General features: G+C 70.8%; 16 protein-coding genes. 12 read left to right on the top strand and 4 right to left on the bottom strand.

What is annotated here, in order from left to right:
- The first annotated feature begins 112 nt into the window (after window positions 1-112).
- The 7 genes from mtnA to KY5_RS16005 all read left to right on the top strand — a co-directional run bounded on the left by mtnA (window position 113) and on the right by KY5_RS16005 (window position 8,935).
- On the top strand, window positions 113-1,279 hold the full coding sequence (gene mtnA / locus KY5_RS16035) for an S-methyl-5-thioribose-1-phosphate isomerase (protein WP_098247283.1): 1,167 nt from the start codon (window positions 113-115) through the stop codon (window positions 1,277-1,279).
- 4 nt (window positions 1,280-1,283) lie between these two features.
- Window positions 1,284-1,973, top strand: coding sequence for a two-component system response regulator MtrA (gene mtrA, locus KY5_RS16030; protein WP_189176211.1), 690 nt, complete (start codon window positions 1,284-1,286; stop codon window positions 1,971-1,973).
- 1 nt (window position 1,974) lies between these two features.
- A complete protein-coding gene (gene mtrB / locus KY5_RS16025) occupies window positions 1,975-4,086 on the top strand; it encodes an MtrAB system histidine kinase MtrB (RefSeq protein ID WP_098242891.1) in 2,112 nt (703 codons plus the stop codon).
- 112 nt (window positions 4,087-4,198) lie between these two features.
- Window positions 4,199-5,956, top strand: coding sequence for an LpqB family beta-propeller domain-containing protein (locus tag KY5_RS16020; RefSeq protein ID WP_098247284.1), 1,758 nt, complete (start codon window positions 4,199-4,201; stop codon window positions 5,954-5,956).
- Window positions 5,957-6,144: 188 nt separating this feature from the next.
- On the top strand, window positions 6,145-6,990 hold the full coding sequence (locus KY5_RS16015) for a ComF family protein (protein WP_098247282.1): 846 nt from the start codon (window positions 6,145-6,147) through the stop codon (window positions 6,988-6,990).
- A gap of 313 nt (window positions 6,991-7,303) precedes the next feature.
- Window positions 7,304-7,996, top strand: coding sequence for a ribosome hibernation-promoting factor, HPF/YfiA family (gene hpf, locus KY5_RS16010; RefSeq protein WP_418952782.1), 693 nt, complete (start codon window positions 7,304-7,306; stop codon window positions 7,994-7,996).
- Window positions 7,997-8,191: 195 nt separating this feature from the next.
- Complete coding sequence (locus KY5_RS16005) at window positions 8,192-8,935, top strand: response regulator (protein ID WP_055543608.1); 744 nt, start codon at window positions 8,192-8,194, stop codon at window positions 8,933-8,935.
- Window positions 8,936-8,953: 18 nt separating this feature from the next.
- Here the strand turns inward: KY5_RS16005 and KY5_RS16000 are convergent, their stop codons facing one another.
- Window positions 8,954-10,141: a winged helix-turn-helix domain-containing protein gene (locus KY5_RS16000; RefSeq protein WP_098242889.1), complete on the bottom strand. Its 1,188-nt coding sequence runs from the start codon at window positions 10,139-10,141 to the stop codon at window positions 8,954-8,956.
- A 94-nt stretch (window positions 10,142-10,235) separates the two neighbouring features.
- Window positions 10,236-10,808, bottom strand: coding sequence for a GNAT family N-acetyltransferase (locus tag KY5_RS15995; RefSeq protein WP_098247281.1), 573 nt, complete (start codon window positions 10,806-10,808; stop codon window positions 10,236-10,238).
- Window positions 10,809-11,054: 246 nt separating this feature from the next.
- Here KY5_RS15995 and secA point away from each other — a divergent pair, with 246 nt between their 5' ends.
- The gene (gene secA, locus KY5_RS15990; protein WP_098242888.1) at window positions 11,055-13,892 is read left to right on the top strand and encodes a preprotein translocase subunit SecA; all 2,838 of its coding nucleotides are present in this window, start codon (window positions 11,055-11,057) and stop codon (window positions 13,890-13,892) included.
- Window positions 13,893-14,000: 108 nt separating this feature from the next.
- Here secA and KY5_RS15985 read toward each other — a convergent pair whose 3' ends face one another.
- The gene (locus KY5_RS15985) at window positions 14,001-14,498 is read right to left on the bottom strand and encodes an Rv3235 family protein (RefSeq protein ID WP_098242887.1); all 498 of its coding nucleotides are present in this window, start codon (window positions 14,496-14,498) and stop codon (window positions 14,001-14,003) included.
- A gap of 295 nt (window positions 14,499-14,793) precedes the next feature.
- On the opposite strand from KY5_RS15985, the gene KY5_RS15980 reads away from it, so the two are divergent.
- The 3 genes from KY5_RS15980 to KY5_RS15970 all read left to right on the top strand — a co-directional run bounded on the left by KY5_RS15980 (window position 14,794) and on the right by KY5_RS15970 (window position 18,727).
- The gene (locus tag KY5_RS15980) at window positions 14,794-15,300 is read left to right on the top strand and encodes a DUF6912 family protein (RefSeq protein WP_098242886.1); all 507 of its coding nucleotides are present in this window, start codon (window positions 14,794-14,796) and stop codon (window positions 15,298-15,300) included.
- 327 nt (window positions 15,301-15,627) lie between these two features.
- Window positions 15,628-16,299 (top strand): HAD family hydrolase, encoded by a 672-nt coding sequence (locus KY5_RS15975; protein ID WP_098242885.1) that lies wholly within the window; start codon window positions 15,628-15,630, stop codon window positions 16,297-16,299.
- Between the two features lie 121 nt (window positions 16,300-16,420).
- Entirely contained in the window at window positions 16,421-18,727 is a 2,307-nt protein-coding gene (locus tag KY5_RS15970) for a LuxR C-terminal-related transcriptional regulator (protein WP_098242884.1), read from the top strand.
- 391 nt (window positions 18,728-19,118) lie between these two features.
- Here KY5_RS15970 and KY5_RS15965 read toward each other — a convergent pair whose 3' ends face one another.
- Entirely contained in the window at window positions 19,119-19,685 is a 567-nt protein-coding gene (locus KY5_RS15965) for a DJ-1/PfpI family protein (protein WP_098242883.1), read from the bottom strand.
- A gap of 479 nt (window positions 19,686-20,164) precedes the next feature.
- On the opposite strand from KY5_RS15965, the gene KY5_RS15960 reads away from it, so the two are divergent.
- Window positions 20,165-25,108 (top strand): NAD-glutamate dehydrogenase, encoded by a 4,944-nt coding sequence (locus KY5_RS15960; protein WP_098242882.1) that lies wholly within the window; start codon window positions 20,165-20,167, stop codon window positions 25,106-25,108.
- The last annotated feature ends 100 nt before the right edge of the window (window positions 25,109-25,208 follow it).

Raw genomic sequence — 25,208 nt, 5'->3', positions numbered from 1 at the left:
GTTGCGGCGGCAGGTTGTCAGCCATCGTGTCACGGTGCACCGACGCGGGGGCCGGGCGCCGTAGGGGCTGGAGACCTTCAATTGTCCGATGGGTACGGGGCAGACTGGGCGGATGGCTGATCAGTACGCGCAATCCAGCGAGCACACACGGCCGACCGAGCTCCCGGCGATCCCGGCGATCCCCGCGATCCGTTGGGACGAACCCCCTGAAGGGCCCGTGCTGGTCCTCCTCGACCAGACCAGGCTGCCGGGCGAGGAAAGCGAGTTGGTGTGCACCGACGCACCGGCTCTGGTGGAGGCGATCAGGACCCTGGCGGTGCGCGGGGCACCGCTGCTCGGCATCGCGGGGGCGTACGGCGTCGCGCTGGCCGCCGTCCGAGGGTTCGACGTGGACGAGGCGGCGGACGCGCTGGCGGGGGCGCGGCCCACCGCTGTCAACCTTGCGTACGGTGTGCGCAGGGCGCAGGTGGCGTACCGCACCGCGATAGCCGGTGGTGAGGGTGTCGACCGGGCGGCCGGTGCGGCGCTGGCCTCGGCCAGGGCGCTGCACGCCGAGGACGCCAGGGCCAGCGCGGAGATGGCGGCGCACGGTCTGGCGCTGCTCGACGAGCTGTTGCCCGGCGGCGGGCACCGGATCCTCACGCACTGCAACACGGGGGCGCTCGTCTCCGGCGGCGAGGGCACGGCGTTCGCGGTCGCGCTCAAGGCGCATCGGGAGGGGAGCCTGCGCAGGCTCTGGGTGGACGAGACGCGGCCGCTGCTGCAGGGGGCCAGGCTCACCGCCTATGAGGCGGCGCGCAACGAAATGGCGTACACCTTGCTCACGGACAACGCGGCGGGTTCGTTGTTCGCGGCGGGGGAGGTGGATGCCGTGCTGATCGGTGCGGACCGCATCGCGGCCGACGGTTCGGTGGCGAACAAGGTGGGGAGCTATCCGCTCGCCGTGCTCGCGCGGTACCACCACGTGCCGTTCATCGTGGTGGCGCCGGTGACGACGGTGGACCCGGCCACCCCGGACGGGGCGTCCATCGAGGTGGAGCTGCGGTCCGGCCATGAAGTGACGGAGGTCACGGTGCCGTACGCGCCGGTGACCGGGAGGGAAGCGGGAGGCGGTATTCCGGTGGCACCCCTGGGGACCCAGGCGTACAACCCCGCATTCGACGTGACACCGCCGGAGTTGGTCACGGCGATCGTCACGGAAGAGGGCGTTCTGTCACCTGTGACAGCAGAGGGCCTTGTCGAGCTGTGTGCCAGGTCACGCCAGGTAACGATTAGCTAATGGGATGATGTCAGGCATGAAGGGACGAGTCCTTGTCGTCGACGACGACACCGCACTGGCCGAGATGCTCGGGATTGTGCTGCGTGGTGAAGGTTTTGAGCCGTCGTTCGTAGCTGATGGCGACAAGGCGCTGGCCGCTTTCCGGGAGGCGAAGCCGGATCTTGTGCTGCTGGACTTGATGCTTCCCGGTCGGGACGGCATCGAGGTGTGCCGCCTGATCAGGGCGGAGTCCGGGGTGCCGATCGTGATGCTCACGGCCAAGAGCGACACCGTGGACGTGGTGGTCGGTCTGGAGTCGGGGGCGGATGACTACATCGTCAAGCCGTTCAAGCCGAAGGAGCTGGTGGCCCGGATCCGGGCCAGGCTGCGGAGGTCGGAGGAGCCCGCGCCGGAGCAGCTGGCCATCGGTGACCTGGTCATCGACGTGGCGGGGCACTCCGTGAAGCGGGACGGGCAGTCGATCGCGCTGACGCCGCTGGAGTTCGACCTCCTGGTCGCGCTGGCCCGCAAGCCGTGGCAGGTGTTCACGCGTGAGGTGCTGCTCGAGCAGGTCTGGGGCTATCGGCACGCGGCGGACACCCGCCTGGTGAACGTGCACGTCCAGCGGTTGCGCTCGAAGGTCGAGCGGGACCCTGAGCGGCCGGAGATCGTGGTGACCGTCCGTGGCGTCGGTTACAAGGCCGGACCGAGCTGACGTGTCCCGGGACAGTTCCTCCTCGGCGCCCGGGGATCCGGGGTCTCGCTCGGGGCGGACTGGACCGGCGCGGCGCGCGTCCCGGTTCGGGCGGCTCGTCGACGGCGGGCTGTTGTTGCAGGGCGGGGTGCAGGGCAGCCCCGTGCTGCGGCTCTTCGCGCGCTGGGTGCGCCGCCCGTTGCTGCCCGCGGTGCGGCTGTGGCGGCGCAACATCCAGCTCAAGGTCGTCGTCACGACCCTGCTGATGTCGCTTGGCGTGGTGCTCATGCTCGGCTTCGCCGTCATGAGTTCGGTGAACAACGGCCTGCTCAAGGCCAAGGTGAAGGCGTCGCAGAGCCAGGCCGACGGAGGTTTCCGGGCGGCCCAGGACAATGTGAACGCGGCTCGGCAGAGCGGCACCGGGCAGGGGCAGGACGGCGGCAGTACCGCGGACGGGCGCAATGCCGCCGTGTGGATGTCCGACCTGGTCGAGCAGCTCTCCAGCGGTGGGCAGAACGCGTTCGCCGTGGTGACGCTGAGCCCCACCTCGGCGGGTGACGCGGGAAGCGTGCGGGGTTCGCGGGCCTCGGGCGGCGTGGAGCCGATCCTGAGCGTGCCCGAGGAGCTGCGCCGCAGGGTCGACGAGGGCACCGAGGTCTACCAGGCCAATACGCGCATCGTCTACGACGACGGGCGCGCGCCCCAGTCGGGACTGGTGATCGGCAAGCGGCTCAACGACCTCAACGGCGACCCGTACCAGCTCTACTACCTCTTCCCGCTGACGCAGGAGGAGGAGTCGCTCAACCTCGTCAGGACGACCCTCGCGACCGCGGGGCTCTTCGTCGTGGTGCTGCTCGGCGCCATCGCCTGGCTGGTGGTGCGCCAGGTCGTCACGCCCGTGCGGATGGCGGCGGGCATCGCCGAGCGGCTGTCGGCGGGGCGCCTCCAGGAGCGCATGAAGGTCACCGGCGAGGACGACATCGCGCGGCTCGGCGAGGCCTTCAACAAGATGGCGCAGAACCTCCAGTTGAAGATCCAGCAGCTGGAGGAGCTGTCGCGGATGCAGCGGCGGTTCGTGTCCGACGTCTCGCACGAGCTGCGGACGCCGCTGACGACCGTGCGGATGGCCGCCGACGTTATCCACGAGGCGCGGGTGGACTTCGATCCGGTGACCGCGCGGTCGGCGGAGCTGCTCGCCGATCAGCTGGACCGGTTCGAGTCGCTGCTCGCCGATCTGCTGGAGATCAGCAGGTTCGACGCCGGTGCGGCGGCTCTGGAGGCCGAGGCGATAGACCTCAGGGAAGTCGTACGAAGGGTCGTCGGCGGCGCGGAGCCGCTCGCCGAGCGCAAGGGCACGCACATACGGATCGTGGGGGACCAGCAGCCCGTGGTCGCCGAGGCCGATGCCCGGCGGGTGGAGCGGGTGCTGCGCAACCTCGTGGTCAACGCCGTGGAGCACGGCGAGGGCAAGGACGTCGTGGTGCGGCTCGCGGCGGCCGGTGGCGCGGTCGCGGTCGCGGTGCGTGACTACGGAGTGGGGCTCAAGCCGGGCGAGGCGACGCGGGTGTTCAGCCGTTTCTGGCGCGCTGACCCGGCACGCGCGCGTACCACCGGTGGTACGGGGCTCGGCCTGTCGATCGCGCTTGAGGACGCGCGGCTGCACGGCGGCTGGCTGCAGGCGTGGGGCGAGCCGGGCGGCGGTTCGCAGTTCAGGCTCACGCTGCCGCGTACGGCGGACGAGCCGCTGCGCGGTTCGCCGATACCCCTGGAGCCGGACGACTCGCGGCGCCACCGCGGCCTGAACGACGCGGGGCTGCCGCTCGGCGGCACGAGCAAGCTCGCCACGGTGCCCGCGCAGACGTCGGCCGAGAGGGTGCCGCCGCCCGTACCGGCGAAGGGGCCGATACCGCCCCGGCTGCTGCAGGCCGCGGCCGTGGACGTGGATCCGACGGCGCTGCCGGGCAGTGGCGCGCGGGTCGTGTCGCGTCGGCCGGTGGACGATGAGGCGCTGGGGGATGCCGAGTTGGGCGATCCCGAGTTGGGTGATCCCGAGGTGGACGATCCCGAGGTGGACCGTCCCGCGCTGGACGGGGACGGGGCCGCGGAGGAAGAGGAGAGCACTCGTGGGCGCTGACCCCGACGGGAGAGGCCGTGGAACGGGCCGGCGGACGGGCCGAGGGCGGCGTCCGCTGCGTACCGGGCTGCTGCTGACCGGCTGTGTGTCGCTGCTGGCCGGGTGCGCCTCGATGCCCGACAGCGGGAACCTGAAGTCCGTCGACGCCTCGCAGCGTCCGGACTCCCAGTCGCAGGTCAGGGTCTACGCGATGCCGCCGCGCGAGGGTGCCCGCGCCGTGGAGATCGTGCAGGGCTTCCTTGAGGCGCTGACCAGTGATGATCCGCAGTTCGCGATGGCGCGCAAGTATCTGACGAGCGAGGCGTCGAAGAACTGGCACCCCGAGCGGTCCACGACGGTGCTCGCCGACGGTCCGAACACGAGCGCGGATGGCAACGCGGGCAATGACAGCGACGGGCGTACGTTCTCGCTGACCGGCCGCGAGGTCGCGACGGTGGACGAGCAGCACGCGTACCGCCCCCAGGAGCGGCAGTACAAGCAGACCGTCCACCTCAGTCAGCAGGGCGGCCCCGGCGGTCCCTGGCGCATCGACAGGCTGCCGCCGGGCGTGGTGCTCGGCGAGTCCGACTTCCAGCGCATCTACCGGTCCGTCAACAAGTACTACTACGCCACGCGCGCGTCCGGGATGGGTGCGGACGGCCAGCGGGCGCTCGTCGCCGACCCCATCTACATACGCCAGCGCATCGATCCGCTGACCGAGACGGTGAAGTCGCTCCTGCACGGGCCCACCAACTGGCTTGACCAGGTGGCGGATTCGAGCTTCAGCAGTGGTACGAAGCTCAAGGATCCCGACAAGTCGCTGACCCCCGACGACCAGAACAAGCTGACGGTGCAGCTGAACTCGCGGGCCGACCGCACCGGGCAGCGCCGTTGCAGCGAGATGGCGGCCCAACTGCTCTTCACGCTCCAGGACTTGACGTCGTCCGGGGTAGAGGAGGTGCAGTTGCAGCGGTCCAACGGCTCGATGCTCTGCGTGCTGAGCGAGGAGCGCGCCGAGTCGATCGCGCCGCACCGCACCGCGGACCGCCCCGACTTCCAGTACTTCATCGACGACAAGAAGCGGCTTGTGCGCATGCCGGCGGCCGCGGGCAGCACCGCGGAACCGGAGCCGGTCCTCGGCGCCATCGGCAGCGGTGACCAGCCGCTGCGCTCGGCCGCGGTCTCGCGCGACGAGAGGCGTGCGGCGGGGGTGTCGTACGACGGGCGCTCGCTGTACGTCGGGTCGCTCGACGCGAACGGCGAGCTCCACAAGGCGCAGGTGCGCAGCAAGGCCAAGCTGGAGGAGGACCGCCTCTCCACGCCGAGTTGGGACGGCAGGGGCGATCTGTGGGTGGCCGACCGCGATCCGAAGCGGCCTCGGCTGCTCTGGTTCGGTCAGGGCGAGGGCGAGCCGCTCCAGGTCGACGTCTCCGGTCTCGACGGGCACATCGAGGAGGTGCGGGTCTCCGCCGACGGCGTGCGCGTCGCGCTGCTCGTGGAGAAGGGCGGGAAGAAGTCGCTGTGGATCGGCCGGGTCGAGCGGGCCGGTGGCGGAGAGGGCGAGAAGCCGGACATCTCGGTGCTCGAACCCACTCAGGCGGCACCGCAGATGGAGGAGGTCACGGCCATGTCATGGGCGGGCGGCAGTCGGCTCGTGGTGGTCGGGCGCGAGTCCGGCGGAGTGCAGCAGATGCGGTACGTCCAGTGCGACGGATCGGTGCGTCCCGGCACCGCGCTGCCCGGTCTGACCGGCGTGAAGGAGATCGCCGCGTCGGAGGACGAGCGGCAGCCGCTGGTGGCGCACTCGGACGACGGGATCGTGCGGCTGCCCACGGGGGCGCAGTGGCAGACGGTGGTGAAGGAAGGGGCGGCTCCGGTCTATCCGGGGTGAGGCTGCGGGTTTCCCGAACACCCTTGGGCTGGCGGTGAGTTGCCCACCCGGTCGCCTGGGTGGTGTCCCGTGACGTCGCCCCACGATGTCGCTCCTTGACGGCGTCCTTGATGTCGCCCGGGAGGTTGTCCACAGGGGGTTATCCACAGGGGTGGCCGCGTGGCCCGTCGGTTGGCACAGTGGTGGACATGCGGGGCTGGTGGCAGGACCTGACCGACCTGGTGCTGCCGACGGAGTGCGCGGGATGCGGGCGACCGCGTGCGGCGCTCTGTGTCGAGTGCCGTGCCGCCCTGTGCGGGACCGCGCCGCGCCGGGTGCGGCCGGAGCCGGAGCCGCGGGGGCTGCCCGTGGTGCACGCCGCCGCGCCGTACGAGGACGCGGTGCGGGCCGTACTGCTCGCACACAAGGAGCGTGGCGCCCTGGGGCTAGCGAGGCCGCTGGGAGAAGCGCTGGCGGAGGCCGTGTGCGGCGTTCTGCGGGGCGAATCAGGGGTGACGGGTGATAGTGGGGCGCAATCCTGGGTAGGCGGCCCACACGGCGGTTCACAGGGGCGCACGGTGCCGTTGTCGCTCGTCCCCGTCCCGTCGTCGCGTGCCTCGGTGCGGGCGCGTGGGCACGACCCGGCGCGGCGGATCGCGCTCGCCGCGGCGGGTGAGCTGCGGCGTGCGGGTGTCCCGGCGCGGGTGCTCGCGGTGTTGCGTCAACGGCGTGCGGTGGCCGACCAGTCGGGGCTCGGGTCCCGGCAGCGGCAGGCCAATCTGGCGGGCGCCCTGGAGGTGACCGCCATGGGCGCCGGGCTGCTGGCGCCTGGTGGCCGGGTCGTTCTCGTGGACGACCTGATGACCACCGGTGCCTCATTGGCCGAGGCCGCGCGCGCAATACGTGAAGTGCGCACGCAAGAGAACACGGGGATCGAGACCGCCCGGAAACCCGTATCCGGGGCCGCGCGAGGCCCGGTAATGGGCCTGGAGAACAGGATCAGTGCGGCGGTTGTGGCCGCTTCACCGGAATCCTTCGAAATAAACCGGAACTGATTGAGAACTTGCGTCGTTGCAGGTGATGAGAGGGTCGATACACCTGAATGGAGGTACGAGCCCGTAGAGGGTGACGACATCCGTCCGGGCGAGATATGTTCGGTTGTGAGGAATGGCGGACGCCGTACCTCGTATATCGGAATGCCGGTTGCCGGGTTTTCGTAATCACCCGTACCGGTGGGGTGGAGATCTTGTCCACGGGGGAGGAGGAGGTGGAAGTCACCGAGTCCGAGGCTCCGGGAGTCACCGGAGCTTGGTGCAAAAGGGAGTTGCTCCGCCACAGGAGCGGAGCGATCCGGGAACGGAGTTCTGCGTGGACATCGTCGTCAAGGGCCGCAAGACCGAGGTGCCCGAGCGGTTCCGCAAGCACGTGGCCGAGAAGCTGAAGCTGGACAAGATCCAGAAGCTCGACGGCAAGGTGATCAGCCTCGACGTCGAGGTGTCCAAGGAAACCAACCCGCGTCAGGCCGACCGTTCCGACCGCGTGGAGATCACCGTCCGCGGACGTGGGCCCGTGATTCGCGCGGAGGCCTCGGCGGCCGATCCTTACGCGGCGCTGGACCTGGCCACGGCCAAGCTGGACGCCCGGCTGCGCAAGCAGCACGAGAAGCGCCACAACCGGCGCGGCAACGGCAGGCTCTCCGCCGCCGAGGTCGCCGAGCGCGTCCCGGACGCCGCGTACCTCAACGGGGACGGGTCCGTCGCGCGCGACGAGGAGCCGGACGGCGTCCCGGTCAAGAAGATCGGTTCGCTGGAGGTCCAGGGTGACGGCCCCCTCGTGGTCCGCGAGAAGACACACGTCGCGGCCCCCATGTCGCTCGACCAGGCCCTCTACGAGATGGAACTGGTCGGACACGACTTCTACTTGTTCGTCGACTCCGAGACCAAGGAACCCAGCGTCGTCTACCGGCGGCACGCCTATGACTACGGCGTCATCCGCCTCAACACCGACCCGATGGTCACCAGGCCCGAGACGGCCGGTGGTGGCGGTGCCCTCGGCGGCTGACGCTGCCCCGTGACCGCCGCCGTGGTGCCCCTGGAGCGCGTCGTGCGCCCCCAGGGGCACCCTCGTGCGACCAGTGCGCGCACCGTACCGGCGCCGGGCATGAAATCATGGGCGGGCCGGCCAACCGGTGTGCTGCCGCCCCGGGTTGGCGCAGCAGAGGTACAACCAGGCCACGGCCTTCATGGGGGAGGAACGATGGCGGACAGCTTCGGACCGATGCGTGATGAGGATGCCGGGGACGGCATCGGCATCGGCACGCAAGCGGGCGCCCCGCGCAAGGAGCCCATCCGGGTCCTTGTGGTGGATGACCACGCCCTCTTCCGCCGGGGCCTGGAGATCGTCCTCGCCGCCGAGGAGGACATTCAGGTCGTCGGAGAGGCGGGCGACGGCGCCGAGGCGGTGGACAAGGCCGCGGACCTGCTGCCCGACATCGTGCTCATGGACGTACGCATGCCCAAGCGCGGCGGCATCGAGGCGTGCACCTCCATCAAGGAGGTGGCGCCGAGCGCGAAGATCATCATGCTGACGATCAGCGACGAGGAGGCCGACCTCTACGACGCGATCAAGGCGGGCGCCACCGGCTATCTCCTCAAGGAGATCTCCACGGACGAGGTCGCCACGGCGATCCGCGCGGTGGCCGACGGGCAGTCGCAGATCAGCCCCTCGATGGCGTCGAAGCTGCTCACCGAGTTCAAGTCGATGATCCAGCGCACCGACGAGCGCAGGCTGGTGCCCGCGCCGCGCCTCACCGACCGCGAGCTGGAAGTCCTGAAGCTGGTCGCCACGGGGATGAACAACCGCGACATCGCCAAGGAGTTGTTCATCTCCGAGAACACCGTGAAGAACCACGTGCGCAACATCCTGGAGAAGCTGCAGCTGCACTCCAGGATGGAGGCCGTCGTCTACGCGATGCGGGAGAAGATCCTCGAAATCCGGTAGCCGCCCGGTGCGGCGCGGTCAGCCGAGGGCGCGGGTCAGCTCCGCCGTCAGCTCGGGGCGGTTCACCCGGCCCACGGCCACGGAGTCGCAGCCGACCCAGGACGCCGCCTCGCGCAGCGCCTGGGCCATCGGGGCGACCGCCTTGGCGGAGTCGAGCGAGACCTGCTTGGCGACCAGGACCTTGCCCTCGCGCGCCGGGTCGACCCGGCCGATCAGCTTGCCGCCCGCGAGCAGCGGCATCGCGAAGTAGCCGTGGATCCGCTTGGGCTTGGGCACGTACGCCTCCAGGCGGTGGGTGAAGCCGAAGATCCGCTCCGTGCGCGCCCGCTCCCAGACCAGTGAGTCGAAGGGGGAGAGCAGCGTCGTGCGGTGGCGGCCGCGGGGCGTGGTCTCCAGGGCCTCGGGGTCCGCCCAGGCGGGCTTGTCCCAGCCCTGGACGGTCACCGGCACCAGGCCCGAGTCACCGACCACCGCGTCGAACTGCTCGCCCTTGAGGCGGTGGTAGTCGGCGATGTCCGCGCGCGTGCCGACGCCGAGCGACTGTCCCGCGAGCCTGACGAGGCGGCGCAGGCACTCCGCGTCGTCCAGGTCGTCGTGGAGCAGCTCGCCGGGGACGGCGCGCTCCGCGAGGTCGTACACCCGCTTCCAGGAGCGGCGGTCGGTGCACACCACCTCGCCGTACATCAGCGCGCGCTCGACGGCGATCTTCGACTCCGACCAGTCCCACCACTCGCCCTTGTTCTTCGCGCCGCCCAACTCCGTGGCCGTGAGGGGGCCTTCGGCGCGCAGCTGCTTGATCACCTGGTCGTACGCGCCGTCGGGCAGGTCGTGGTGCCAGTGCGGGCGGGCGCGGTAGGCGCGGCGGCGGAAGGCGAAGTGCGGCCACTCCTCGATGGGGAGGATGCACGCGGCGTGCGACCAGTATTCGAAGGCGTGCGGACGCGCGGGGCCCGGGCCCGTCGTGCTGCCCCAGTACGCCGCCTCGACGCGGTCGCGGCCGACCGCGCCCAGGCGTGCGTACGGAATGAGTTCGTGGGAGCGGGCCAGGACCGAGATCGTGTCGAGCTGGACCGCGCCGAGGTGGCGCAGCACGCCCCGCACGCCGGACTTCCGGTCCGGGGCGCCCAGGAAGCCCTGGGCGCGCAGGGCGATGCGGCGGGCCTCGTCGGCGGAGAGTGCGAGGGCGGGGCGCGGCAGGCTCGTCATGGGCGAAACGATAGGGGTCGGCACTGACAATCGGCCGGGAGATCGGCGACCCGGTGCCGGGCGGGGGCGTCCGGCCCCGCGTCAGGCACCGGCGTCAGGTCCTCGCGGGCAGGTACGGCTGGTGCGAGGGCAGGCCGAGGTCCGAGGGGAGCAGGGCGCCGACCCAGCTGTCGCGGAGGGTGCCCTTGTTCAGCAGGCCGCCGCGGAGGGTGCCCTCGACGGTGAAGCCCGCCTTCTCGACGACGGACCGCGAGCCGGTGTTGCCGACCTCGGCGCGCCACTCCAGGCGCGTGCAGCGCAGGTCGGTGAAGGCCCAGCGGGCGAGGCCCAGCACGACCTCCGTCATGTAGCCGCGGCCGCGGTGCTCCTTCGCGGTCCAGAAGCCGACCTCCCAGGCGCCCGAGCGCGGGTGGTGCAGGCTGGCGGCGGCGACCAGCGGGCCGCCCTCCAGGGCGCGGACGGCGAAGGTGTACTCGGTGTCGTGCCGCCAGCCGTCCGGGACCATGCGGTTGACGAAGCCGTCGGCGTCCGCGCGGGCGTACGGCGAGGGGATCGTGGTCCAGCGCTGGATGTCGGGGTCCTGGCAGGCCTCGTACACCTCGCCCGTGTCGGCGGGCGTGAAGGTGCGCAGGCTCAGGCGCTCGGTGGCGAGGGTGACGGGCTCCATCAGGCGATTCTGCGGGGACGCGGTCCAGGTGGCCAGCCCTTTTCGCCGGTCGAAGGTGATCACCGGGCATACCTTCGTGATCACAACTCGGCAGCACTCATGGGCACAACCCGGCACCTTCGGCGCTCCTCGCCCGTTGACCTCAGGGCAGACCTCCCGGCGCAGCCGGGTCCTCGCATACGATGGCCGTTGCCCAACGAGTAAAACCGACCATGCCAGGCCCGACCGGCAAGGAGACCAACCCCCGTGTCCGTCCTCTCGAAGATCATGCGTGCAGGCGAAGGCAAGATCCTGCGCAAACTGCACCGCATCGCGGACCAGGTCAACTCCATCGAAGAGGACTTCGTCAGCCTCTCCGACGCCGAGCTGCGCGCGCTTACCGATGAGTACAAGGAGCGGTTCGCCGACGGCGAGACGCTCGACGACCTGCTGCCCGAGGCCTTCGCGACGGTCCGTGAGGCCGCCAAGCGCGTCCTGGGCCAGCGCCACTACGACGTCCAGATGATGGGCGGCGCCGCGCTGCACATGGGCTACGTCGCCGAGATGAAGACCGGCGAGGGCAAGACCCTGGTCGGCACGCTGCCCGCGTACCTGAACGCCCTCTCCGGCAAGGGCGTCCACCTGATCACGGTGAACGACTACCTGGCCGAGCGCGACTCCGAAATGATGGGCCGCGTCCACAAGTTCCTGGGCCTTCAGGTCGGCTGCATCCTGGCCAACATGACGCCGGCCCAGCGCCGCGAGCAGTACAACTGCGACATCACGTACGGCACGAACAACGAGTTCGGCTTCGACTACCTCCGCGACAACATGGCGTGGTCGCAGGACGAACTGGTCCAGCGCGGCCACAACTTCGCGATCGTCGACGAGGTCGACTCGATCCTCGTCGACGAGGCCCGTACGCCGCTGATCATCTCCGGCCCCGCCGACCAGGCCACCAAGTGGTACGGCGACTTCGCCAAGCTGGTCACCCGCCTCACCAAGGGCGAGCCCGGCAACCAGCTGAAGGGCATCGAGGAGACCGGCGACTACGAGGTCGACGAGAAGAAGCGCACCGTCGCCATCCACGAGTCCGGAGTGGCCAAGGTCGAGGACTGGCTCGGCATCGACAACCTGTACGAGTCGGTGAACACGCCCCTGGTCGGCTACCTGAACAACGCCATCAAGGCCAAGGAGCTCTTCAAGAACGACAAGGACTACGTCGTCATCGACGGCGAAGTCATGATCGTCGACGAGCACACCGGCCGTATCCTCGCGGGCCGCCGCTACAACGAGGGCATGCACCAGGCGATCGAGGCGAAGGAAGGGGTGGACATCAAGGACGAGAACCAGACCCTGGCGACCATCACCCTGCAGAACTTCTTCCGCCTCTACAAGCGCGACGGCTACGACAGCGGCCTCTCCGGAATGACCGGTACGGCCATGACCGAGGCCGCCGAGTTCCACCAGATCTACAAGCTGGGCGTCGTGCCGATCCCGACGAACCGGCCCATGGTCCGCGCCGACCAGTCCGACCTGATCTACCGCACCGAGGTCGCCAAGTTCGCGGCCGTCGTGGACGACATCGCGGAGAAGCACGAGAAGGGTCAGCCGATCCTGGTCGGTACGACCTCCGTGGAGAAGTCCGAGTACCTCTCCCAGCAGCTCTCCAAGCGCGGTGTCCAGCACGAGGTGCTGAACGCGAAGCAGCACGACCGTGAGGCGACCATCGTCGCCCAGGCGGGCCGCAAGGGCGCCGTCACCGTCGCCACGAACATGGCGGGACGAGGCACCGACATCAAGCTCGGCGGCAACCCCGACGACCTCGCGGAGGCGGAGCTGCGCCAGCGCGGCCTCGACCCCGTCGAGCACGTCGAGGAGTGGGCCGCGGCGCTGCCCGCCGCCATGGAGAAGGCCGAGCGGGCCGTCAAGGCGGAGTTCGAAGAGGTCAAGGAACTCGGCGGGCTCTACGTCCTCGGCACCGAGCGGCACGAGTCGCGCCGCATCGACAACCAGCTGCGCGGTCGTTCCGGACGTCAGGGCGACCCGGGCGAGTCCCGCTTCTACCTGTCCCTCGGTGACGACCTGATGCGTCTGTTCAAGGCGCAGATGGTCGAGCGCGTGATGGCCATGGCCAACGTGCCGGACGACGTGCCGATCGAGAACAAGATGGTCACGCGCGCGATCGCCTCCGCCCAGTCGCAGGTCGAGCAGCAGAACTTCGAGACCCGGAAGAACGTCCTCAAGTACGACGAGGTCCTCAACCGGCAGCGCGAGGTCATCTACGGAGAGCGTCGGCGCGTCCTGGAGGGCGAGGACCTCCAGGACCAGGTCACGCACTTCATGGACGACACCATCGACGCGTACATCGCGGCCGAGACCGCCGAGGGCTTCGCCGAGGAGTGGGACCTGGACCGGCTGTGGGGCGCCTTCAAGCAGCTCTACCCGGTGAAGGTCACCGTCGAGGAGCTGGAGGACGCGGCGGGTGACCGCGCGGGCCTCACCGCCGAGTTCATCTCCGACTCCATCAAGGACGACATCCACCAGCAGTACGAGGCGCGTGAGGAGCAGCTCGGCTCCGACATCATGCGGGAGCTGGAGCGGCGGGTCGTCCTCTCGGTGCTCGACCGCAAGTGGCGTGAGCACCTCTACGAGATGGACTACCTCCAGGAGGGCATCGGCCTCCGTGCCATGGCGCAGAAGGACCCGCTGGTCGAGTACCAGCGCGAGGGCTTCGACATGTTCAACGCCATGATGGACGGCATCAAGGAGGAGTCCGTCGGCTACCTGTTCAACCTGGAGGTCCAGGTCGAGCAGCAGGTCGAGGAGGTTCCCGTCGAGGACGCGGCGCCGTCGCTCACCAAGGACGGCGCGCAGGACGCGGTTCCGGCCGGTGCGGGTGCCGCTCGGCCGGAGATTCGCGCCAAGGGGCTCGAGGCTCCGCAGCGTCCGGACCGTCTGCACTTCCAGGCGCCGAACGCCGAGGGCGGCATCGACGAGGGCGACTTCGCCACGGATGGTGAGGGTGTGCGGTCCGAGTCGGACGGGATGACCCGGGCGGAGCGGCGCAAGGCCCAGAAGGGCGGGCGTCGCCGCAAGAAGTAGGCGCCGTCAGGTGTAGCTGCGCTTTTGGCGTGAGGCTGGACGTGAGGTTGGAGGGGCCGGGCCTTTGGGGTCGGCCCCTTTGGCTTGGGCTCTTCGGCTCGGGCTCTTTCAGGGTGTGCGTTCCGTTTCCACCGCCGTGCAGCGCCACTTTCTGTCCGTGCCGAGGTGCAGCCTGAACGCCAGCGCCCTGAGCCTCGGGCCCGTCGCGATGCGGGCGAAGACCTCGTAGGTCTCCGGGTGCGGCTGGTAGTGGCCGATGCGGTGGATCGTGGGGCGGTGTCCGCCGTCCGTGCCCAGGGGGCGGAGCTCCGCCAGGCGCGCCAGGTCGTCGAAGGCCGTGTTGGCGATGTGGCGGGCCACCCAGTGCATGGGGCGTTGGCCGCTGAGGACCAGGACCAGGCGTTCGGCGAAGAGTTCCGTGGGGTGCGGGGGTGGCTGGGCCGGGATCGCCGCCGGGGGCGCGGGCGGAGACGCGGACGGGGTCGTACGGGGTGGTGGCTGGCGGGTCGGGGTGGGGCGGCGGCTGTCCGTGCGGGTGGGCGGGCGGCTCGTCGGTGGCCGGCCCGTGGGTGGGCGTCGGCGTGGCCTGGTCATCACCTTGCGCATGGGTCCTCCTGCGATACCGGTAAGTAACTTTTCTGTTGGGGATCTTGTACGGCGGGCGCGGTGGGGGTCGCAAGGGATCGGCGGGGGCGCGGGCGGGGGTCTAGGGGTTCACCTATCCGGGTGGCCGGGGGCCCGCGAAGTGCGGTGGGCGCTGGGCGGTACCGGGTGAATGCCGGGACGCGCGTCGACGGTTCGCGCGGTGGCGGGGGCACCTCGAAGGGGGACTCCCGCACGTATCCTGGGCCTCTCACCGGCCACGAAGGCTCTCTGCGGCCACGGACGAAAGCGGTCAGTCATGCGCGTCTACGTTCCCCTGACACTGCCCCGGCTCGCGGAGGCGTACAAGGCCGGGGAGGTGGCGCCCGGACCGCTGGTCGCCTACGCCGTGACGCCCGCGCTGCGGGAGTGGTACGTCTCCGATGACATCGAGGAACTGGAGTACGCGGCGCTGAACCGGGCCGCGGCGGCGTCGCTGCGGCTGGTGGCGGGGGATCCGGATGCGGCGCGGCGGCGCGTCGTGCTCGCGGCGGATGTCCCCGACGGGGTGGCGGTGGCCGATCCGGACCGGGGGCTCGATCAGGGGGCGCTCGGGGAGGTGCGGATCGCCGCGGGGCTTTCGTTGGGGAAGGCGGCGGCGGTGCATGTGGACTCGGGGGACGCGGAGGAGGACGTGCGGGCCGCGGCGGCCGCGCTGGGGGCGGCGGATCAGGGGGACGACGACGCGCGGTTCGTGGTGGACGGGGCGGAGGATCATGAGCTGTTGTGGTTCGCGGTGCAGGAGATTCCGGGGCTGATCGACTGAGCGTGCGGGCGGGGGCGCCTTGGGCGTTGCCGGGGCTGGTGTCGCTTTGGGGTCGTCTGTGGGGCGGGGCCTCGGGGTCCCCTCGGGCGCGCTCGCGGCTGCGGCCCGGTGGGGGTTGCCCCGCCAGCCGCCGTCGTGGGGGCGGGGCCGCGGGGGTATGTGCGTACTCGCCGTCCCAGAGCATTGCCAATGGTGATGCTTCCGTGCCCCGGTTACTTATGTGCTCCGTGCGCACATACCCCCACGTCCCCTCAGGCGCGCTCGCGGCTGCGGGTGGGGTGTCCCCTCCGGCGGTGCGGGGGTGAGGGTGGCGGGTAGCGTTTGGGTATGGGGAAGCTGTTGCGCGGGGCGCATATCGTGTGGGACTGGAACGGGACCCTCCTGCATGACATACACACGGTGATCGAGGCCACGAACGCCTCGTTCGCGGAGATCGGGCTCGAGGCGATCACGCTGGAGAGGTATCGCGATCTGTACTGCGTGCCGATTCCCAAGTTCTACGAGCGGCTGATCGGGCGGCTGCCCAGCGACGCGGAGTGGCGGGTCATGGACGCCGTCTTCCACAAGCACTACTGGGCCCGGGTGGAGAGTTGCGGGCTGACCGAGGGGGCCGCGCAGTTGTTGGCCGCCCGGCGGGCCGACGGACGTACGCAGTCGTTGTTGTCGCTGGCTCCGCACGAGCACCTGGTGCCGATCGTGCGTCGGCACGGGATCGAGGAGCACTTCGTGCGGATCGACGGGCGGACCGACGACTCCCACGCGGGGAAGGCCGAGCGGATGGTGCGGCACCTCGATGCGCTCGGCGAGGTGGTGGCCGTGGAGCGGGTCGTGGTCGTGGGGGACGCCGTGGACGACGCCGTGGCCGCCGCTCACGTGGGGGCCAGGGCCGTTCTCTACACCGGGGGTTCGCACAGCAGGCGGAGCCTGGAGGTCGCCGGGGTTCCGGTGGTGGACAGTCTCGCGGAGGCCGTCGCGGAGGCAGAGCGGCTCGCGGCCTGACGGGATCCCCGCGAGTGGTTTCGGGTGACTCCGTTCACGCTCCGCATCGTTCTGCGTACGCTGTGGTGGGATCCTCGGCCGGGTGAGCCTTGCGGGACGACGTGACGGGGGCGGTAGCGCTATGGGTTTCGGCTTCGGGCAGCGGCGGGGCGGGCAACTGCCCGCCGAACTGACCTCGTTCGTCGGTCGTGTGGACGAACTGACGCAGGTGCGGGCGGCGTTCGCGTACGCGCGGCTCGTCACGCTGGTCGGGCCGGGCGGGGTGGGCAAGAGCCGTACCGCGCTGCGGGCCGCCGCGGGGCTCGGGGAGCGGTTTCCCGACGGGGTGTGGCTGGCCGAGCTGTCCGCGTTGCGGGATCCGGAGCTGATCCCCGCCACGCTCGCCGCGGTCCTGGAGCTGCCCGAGCAGTCGGGGATGGCGCCGCTGGACGCGGTGGTGGCCCATCTGCAGGGGCGACGGCTGCTCATCGTGCTGGACACGTGTGAGCATCTGGTCGACGCCTGCGCGATGTTGTCCGACATCCTGCTGCGCGAGGCCGCGGACGTGTGTGTGCTCGCGACCAGTCGGCAGCCGTTGGACGTGCCGGGGGAGCACTGCTGTCCGGTCGCTCCGCTGGCGCCCGATGACGCCGTGGAGCTGTTCGCCCAGCGGGCGGCTTCCGTCGTGCCGGGCTTCGCGGTGGGCGAGGGCAACCGCGAGCAGCTGCTCGCGCTGACCCGGCGGCTCGACTGCATTCCGCTCGCCCTGGAGCTGGCCGCCGTGCGGCTGCGGGCGGTCTCCATCGAGGAGCTTGTCGCGCGGCTGGACGACCGTTTCCAGGTGCTCACCGGGGGGCGGCGCACGGCGCTTTCCCGCCATCAGACCTTGCGTACGGCCATCGACTGGTCGCATGAACTGTGCACTCCCGCCGAGCAGTTGCTCTGGGCCCGGCTGTCGGTGTTCGCGGGATCGTTCGAGCTCACCGCGGCCGAACAGGTCTGCGGGGGCGGCGAGTTGCCCGTGGGCGAGGTGCTCGGGCAGCTCATCGGGCTCGTCGACAAGTCCGTGGTGCAGCGGCTCGGCGAGTCGGGGAACAGGTACCGGCTGCTCGACACCCTGCGGGAGTACGGGGCCGAGCGGCTCGGCGGGGTGGAGGGCGACGGGGGCGCGGGGCTGCGGGCCCGGCACTTCGCGTACTACCGGGATCTCGGCCGGCGCTTCGAGGAAGGTTTCTTCAGTGACCGGCAGCCCGCGCTGCACCGTGCGGTCGGCGCGGAGATCGCCGACCTGCGGGCCGCCCTCGAATACGCGTACGCGACCGAGGGCCGGGCGGCGGAGGGCCTCAGGCTCGCGGCCCGCCTCTGGCCGTACTGGCGCGCCTCCGGAGCGCTCTCCGAAGGCGGGTACTGGATGGAGAAGGGCCTGGAGCTGGTCCCCGAGGACTGCACGGCGCGGGCCTGGGGGCTCCTCGCGACCGGTGCCTTCGCCGTGTGGACCGCGGATCTCGCGACGGCCGTCGAGCACATGGCGCTCTCCCTGGAGTCCGCGGTGCGCGCGGGCGACGAGGAGGTGGCGCTCTTCGCCGAGGGGTACGCCAGCGGGCTCGCGGCACTGTGCGGGGAGGAGACGGGGCTCGCCGCCCTCGAGGACGTACGACGCCGGATGCTGGAGAGCGGCACCCTGCTCGGCCTGGTGGTGATGGGGTACGAGGGCGCGCTGCTGCGGGCCGTCCTCGGGGACACCGAGGGGGCCCTCGACCTGTGCGGGCAGGGGCTCGCGCGGCTCGAAGGAACCGGCGAGCGCCAGATCTACGGGTCCACGCTCATGGCCCAGGGGCTCGTGCAGTGGCTCGGGGGGGAGCGGGACGCGGGCGTCGCGTCGCTGTGCCGGGGTCTCGAGGCGGCGAGCGAGGTCGACGAGGTCCTGGTGGCCGCGATGTGCTGCCACGGTCTGGCGTGGGCGGCCGCGCGGGAGGGGCGGCAGGTGCGGGCGGCCTGGCTGTTCGGGTACGCGGAGAACGCGCGGCGGCTCGGCGGCGACCCCATCGGCATGCTGCCCACGCTCCTGGAGCAGCAGGAGGCGGCGCGCAAGTCGGTGCTGGAGGAGCTGGGGGCGGGCCAGTTCGAGCGCTGGCACGCGGTGGGGGCGCGGCTCTCCGGGCAGCAGGTGCTCGACGCGGTGCGGGTCGACGCGGACACGCCGTGCAGGCCGCCAGCCCAGCGGGCCGGGCGGCGGGCCACGGGCGCCGACGTGCTGACGCGGCGCGAGCGGGAGGTGGCGGTGCTGGTGGCGCAGGGGCTTTCCAACCGGGAGATCGCCGAGCGCCTCGTCATCTCGAAGCGGACCGCGGACGCGCACGTGGAGCACATCCTCGCGAAGCTGGGCGTCGGCTCGCGCACGGAGATCGCCGCGGCCACGGAGATCGCGGGTGTGACGGAGGCGGGGTAGTCGCGGGCGTGCCGGAGGCGGTGCGGTGGCCGGGTTCCGGGGCGGCCGGGGTCCGGGGCCGCCCCGGGAGGCCGGTGGCCCGGGGAGTGCGCGCGGAGCCTGCCCTCGCCGACAAGGGCAGGCGGCCGCGTCGACCGCTCCGTGGCGCGGCGTGCGGGCGGGGTGCCTTGCCATGACAGCCGTGGGGGATTGACCAGGCATGTCGCACCCCGCCGCACGTTGCCGCTGCCCGGGTGGGGCGGCGCACCAGAAGCCTGCCGTCCGCGGCGGTGTCCCGCCATCGGTATGCGGGAGGATCCGCATACCGATGTGGGGGTGGGCGCGGGGATCCGTATACCTAGCGGAAGGTGAGGATCCGAGTCCGTTTCCGGAGCCGCCCCCCTTACGTCCCTTACGTCACCGGCGCCTTCGCCCGCAGCACCGTCAGGAACTCCCTCATCCACCCCGAGTGGTCCGGCCAGGCGCGGGCCGAGACCAGGGTGCCGTCCACCACCGCCTCCGCGTCCTGGAAGGTCGCGCCCGCCGCCTGCATGTCCAGCTCCAGAGCCGGGTACGCCGTGACCCTGCGGCCGGTGAGGCCGCCGATCGCCGCCGTCAGGAGCGGGCCGTGGCAGATCTGCGCGACCGGCTTGTCCGAGTCGAAGAAGGCCTTGAGGATCTTGCGGAGCTCGGGGTCGTTGCGCAGGTACTCCGGGGCCCGGCCGCCGGGGATCACCAGGGCGGCGTACTGGCCGGGATCCACCTCCGAGAAGGCGAGGTCCGCGGGCCAGGTGTAGCCGGGCTTCTCGGTGTACGTGTCGAAGCCCGGCTCGAAGTCGTGCACCACGAACCGCAGCCTCTTGCGGGCGGGTGCGGCGATGTGGACGTCGTACCCCTCCTCGCGCAGCCGCTGGAAGGGGTAGAGGACCTCCAGCGACTCCGCCGCGTCACCGGTCACTATCAGGATCTTGGCTGCCATCGGCGCTCGCTCCCCGAGTCCGTCGCGCGTGTCCGTTGCCGTCCTGCTCAACGTGCATCCCCGCGTCCGGTTTGCCAAGGGGGCCTTACCGGTACGAGGGCCCCGCGGGACTGTGCAGACTGTCAAAGTTCACCCCCCGCTTTTGTACACATACGGCTCATGACGGGTCCCCGGTGCGGGGCGATAGCCTTGACCCGTGATCAGCGCGATATCCCGCGGGGGCGCGAGTGCCCCCGCCCTTCGCCCGGGGACCACGGAGGACATCCGTGCCCGGGCCATCGCTGACGCTTCTTCGCGGTGCGGCCGACCCCGCCGAGCAACCCATCTGTCAGCGAAACCGCTGAAGATGGCGGATAACCGCCCGCTCAACTCTCACCGCGGCATAACGTCGATCTCGGCCGGAGACCCCGCGCCCCGGCGTTACGTCACATCACTTCCTTCTACGTCACGCAATGGCGCGCGACAGGAGTCAGAGGACAATGCAGACCAAGCTGGACGAAGCCAAGGCCGAGCTGCTCGCGCGGGCCGCCCGGGTAGCTGAGAGCAGCCCGGCCGGGGGACGCCTACCGAGCGGCACACCGACCGGGACGACGAGCGAGGCCACGCCGGACCAGGACATGGCTCTCGCGTTCCTCCAGCGTTACTACCTGCACACCGCCCCGGAGGACCTCGCCGACCGCGACCCGGTCGACGTCTTCGGCGCCGCCTTCTCCCACTACCGGCTCGCCGAGAACCGCCCCCAGGGGACGGCCAACGTGCGGGTCCACACCCCGACGGTCGAGGAGAACGGCTGGACGTGCAGCCACTCCGTCGTCGAGGTGGTCACCGACGACATGCCCTTCCTCGTCGACTCCGTCACCAACGAGCTGTCCCGCCAGGGCCGCGGCATCCACGTGGTGATCCACCCCCAGGTCGTCGTCCGCCGCGATCTGACCGGGAAGCTCCTGGAGGTGCTGGCCGACGGCGCCGGCGCGGAGCGCCCGCACGACGCGCTCGTCGAGTCGTGGATCCACGTCGAGATGGACCGCGAGACGGACCGCGCGGACCTCAAGCAGATCACCGCCGATCTGCTGCGGATCCTCTCCGACGTCCGCGAGACGGTCGAGGACTGGGAGAAGATGCGCGACTCCGCGCTGCGCATCGCCGACGAGCTGCCCGCCGAGCCCACCGCGGGCGACGTGCCGGACCAGGAGGTCGAGGAGGCCCGCGAGCTGCTGCGCTGGCTCGCCGACAACCACTTCACCTTCCTGGGCTTCCGCGAGTACACGCTCACCGACGACGACTCCCTCGCCGCCGTCCCCGGCACCGGCCTCGGCGTGCTGCGCGCCGACCCGCAGCACGGCGACGACCACCACCCGGTGAGCCCGTCCTTCAACCGGCTGCCCGCCGACGCCCGCGCCAAGGCCCGTGAGCACAAGCTCCTCGTCCTGACGAAGGCCAACAGCAGGGCGACCGTGCACCGCCCGTCCTACCTCGACTACGTCGGCGTGAAGAAGTTCGACGCCGAGGGGAACGTCGTCGGTGAGCGGCGCTTCCTCGGGCTCTTCTCGTCCGCCGCGTACACCGAGTCCGTGCGCCGCGTCCCCGTCATCCGCCGCAAGGTGGCGGAGGTCCTCAAGGGCGCCGGGTTCTCGGCCAACAGCCACGACGGGCGCGACCTGCTCCAGATCCTGGAGACGTACCCGCGCGACGAGCTCTTCCAGACGCCCGCCGACGAGCTGCGCTCCATCGTGACCAGCGTCCTCTACCTCCAGGAGCGCCGTCGGCTCCGGCTCTACCTGCGCAAGGACGAGTACGGGCGCTACTACTCCGCCCTGGTCTACCTGCCGCGCGACCGCTACACCACCGGCGTCCGGCTGCGGATCATCGACATCCTCAAGGAGGAGCTGAACGGCGCCAGCGTCGACTTCACCGCCTGGAACACGGAGTCGATCCTCTCCCGCATCCACTTCGTGGTCCGGGTGCCCAAGGGCGCCGAGGTCCCCGACCTCTCCGACGCGGACGTCGAGCGCATCGAGGGGCGGCTCGTCGACGCCGCCCGCTCCTGGGCCGACGGCTTCGCCGAGGCGCTGACCGCCGAGTGCGGCGAGGAGCGTGCCGCCGAGCTGCTCCGCCAGTACGGGGGCGCCTTCCCCGAGGGCTACAAGGCCGACCACACGCCGCGCGCGGCCGTCGCCGACCTCCAGCACCTGGAGCACCTCACCCAGGGCGAGAAGGACTTCGAGCTCTCCTTGTACGAGCCGGTGGGCGCGTCCCCCGGTGAGCGCCGCTTCAAGATCTACCGCTCCGGCGAGCAGGTCTCCCTCTCCGCCGTGCTGCCCGTGTTGCAGCGCCTCGGCGTCGAGGTCACCGACGAGCGTCCGTACGAGCTGCGCTGCACCGACCGTACGCACGCGTGGATCTACGACTTCGGGCTGCGCATGCCCAAGTCCCCCAACGGCAACGGCGACTACCTCGGCGACGACGGCCGCGAGCGCTTCCAGGAGGCGTTCGGCGCCGCCTGGACCGGGGCCGCCGAGGTCGACGGGTTCAACTCGCTGGTCCTGCGCGCCGGGCTCAACTGGCGTCAGGCGATGGTCCTGCGGGCCTACGCGAAGTACCTGCGCCAGGCCGGGGCGACCTTCAGCCAGGACTACATGGAGGACACCCTCCGCAACAACGTCCACACCACGCGGCTGCTCGTCTCGCTCTTCGAGGCGCGCATGTCGCCGGGCCACCAGCGGGCCGGGACCGAGCTGACCGACGGGCTCCTCGAAGAGCTCGACGGGGCGCTCGACCAGGTGGCCTCACTCGACGAGGACCGGATCCTGCGGTCCTTCCTCACGGTCATCAAGGCGACCCTGCGCACGAACTTCTTCCAGCAGACGGAGAGCGGCAAGCCGCACAACTACGTCTCCATGAAGTTCGACCCGCAGGCCATCCCCGACCTGCCCGCGCCCCGTCCCGCGTACGAGATCTGGGTGTACTCGCCCCGCGTCGAGGGCGTCCACCTGCGCTTCGGCAAGGTCGCGCGCGGCGGTCTGCGCTGGTCGGACCGGAAGGAAGACTTCCGGACCGAGATCCTCGGTCTCGTGAAGGCGCAGATGGTGAAGAACACCGTCATCGTGCCGGTCGGCGCCAAGGGCGGCTTCGTCGCCAAGCAGCTGCCCGACCCGTCCGTGGACCGTGACGCGTGGCTCGCCGAGGGCGTGGCCTGCTACAAGACGTTCATCTCCGCGCTGCTCGACATCACCGACAACCTGGTGGCGGGCGAGGTCGTGCACCCGGCCGACGTCGTGCGCCACGACGAGGACGACACCTACCTTGTCGTCGCCGCCGACAAGGGCACCGCGACGTTCTCGGACATCGCCAACCAGGTCGCCGAGTCGTACGACTTCTGGCTCGGGGACGCCTTCGCCTCCGGCGGCTCCGCCGGATACGACCACAAGGGCATGGGCATCACCGCCCGCGGCGCCTGGGAGTCCGTCAAGCGGCACTTCAGGGAGCTGGGCACCGACACCCAGTCCGAGGACTTCACGGTCGTCGGCGTCGGTGACATGAGCGGTGACGTGTTCGGCAACGGCATGCTGCTGAGCGAGCACATCAGGCTCGTGGCCGCCTTCGACCACCGGCACATCTTCATCGACCCCCGGCCCGACGCGGCGACGTCGTACGCCGAGCGCCGCCGCCTCTTCGAGCTGCCGCGCTCCTCCTGGGCCGACTACAGCAAGGAGCTGCTCTCCGCGGGCGGCGGGATCTTCCCCCGCTCCGCCAAGTCGATCCAGCTCAACGCGCACATCCGCGAGGCGCTCGGCATCGAGACCGGCGTCGCCAAGATGACCCCGGCCGACCTGATGAAGACGATCCTCCAGGCGCCGGTCGACCTGCTGTGGAACGGCGGCATCGGTACGTACGTGAAGTCGTCGGCGGAGTCCAACGCGGACGTCGGCGACAAGGCCAACGACGCCATCCGCGTCAACGGCGCCGACCTGCGCGTCAAGGTCGTCGGCGAGGGCGGCAACCTCGGTCTGACGCAGCTGGGCCGCATCGAGTTCGCGCGGGCCGGCGGCCGGATCAACACCGACGCCATCGACAACAGCGCGGGCGTGGACACCTCCGACCACGAGGTGAACATCAAGATCCTGCTCAACGCGGTCGTCGCGAACGGCGACATGACCGTCAAGCAGCGCAACAAGCTGCTCGCCGAGATGACCGACGAGGTCGGGCACCTGGTCCTGCGCAACAACTACGCGCAGAACACCGCGCTGGCCAACGCGATCTTCCAGTCGTCGTCCCTGCTCCACGCCCACCAGCGCTTCATGCGCCGCCTGGGCAAGCAGGGCCACCTCGACCGGGGTCTGGAGTTCCTGCCCAACGACCGGCAGATCCGCGAGCTGCTCAACTCCAGCCGCGGCCTGTCCCAGCCCGAGCTCGCCGTCCTCCTCGCCTACACGAAGATCACGGCGGCGGACGAGCTGATCCAGACGACGCTGCCCGACGACGAGTACCTGCGGCGCCTGCTGCACGCGTACTTCCCCAAGGCGCTGCGCGAGCGGTTCCCCGACCAGGTCGACGGGCACGCGCTGCGCCGCGAGATCATCACGACCGTCCTGGTCAACGACACGGTGAACACCGGTGGTTCGACCTTCCTGCACCGGCTCCGCGAGGAGACGGGCGCGTCGCTCGAGGAGATCGTGCGGGCGCAGCTCGCCGCGCGCGAGATCTTCGGCCTGAGCGAGGTGTGGGACGCGGTCGAGGCACTCGACAACGTGGTCGCCGCCGATGTGCAGACCCGCATCCGGCTGCACTCGCGCCGCCTGGTGGAGCGCGGTACGCGCTGGCTGCTCAACAACCGGCCGCAGCCGCTGCAACTCGCCGAGACCATCGGCTTCTTCAGCGCGGGCGTCACCCAGGTCTGGGACGAGCTGCCGAACCTGCTCCGCGGCTCCGACCTGGAGTGGTACCAGGGCATCCGCGACGAGCTGACCGCCGCGGGCGTCCCCGGTGAACTCGCCCAGCGCGTCGCCGGGTTCTCCTCCGCCTTCCCGGCGCTCGACATCGTCGCGGTCGCCGACCGGATGGGCAGGGAGCCGATGGACGTCGCCGAGGTCTACTACGACCTCGGTGACCGGCTGCGGATCACCCAGCTCATGGACCGCATCATCGAGCTGCCGCGGGCCGACCGCTGGCAGTCCATGGCGCGCGCCTCCATCCGCGAGGACCTGTACGCGGCGCACGCCGCGCTGACGGCGGACATCCTCGCCGTGGGCAACGGCGGCTCGACGCCGGAGCAGCGCTTCAAGGCGTGGGAGGAGAAGAACGCGCCGATCCTGAGCAGGGCGCGGACGACCCTGGAGGAGATCCACAGCTCGGACGCGTTCGACCTGGCGAACCTGTCGGTGGCGATGCGGACGATGCGCACGCTGCTGCGCACGCACTCGTAGGGCGCGGCGGAACACGTGAAGGGGGGGCGTCCCGGGCCTTGCGGCTCGGGGCGCCCCCTTGCCCGTACGGGACACGTTCCTTGCCCGTTCGTCCCTCCGG

The organism is Streptomyces formicae (genome assembly GCF_002556545.1).
Lineage (GTDB): Bacteria > Actinomycetota > Actinomycetes > Streptomycetales > Streptomycetaceae > Streptomyces > Streptomyces formicae_A.
Note: the sequence above shows the minus strand (reverse complement) of the source record. Positions and strands in the feature narration are given on the sequence as shown.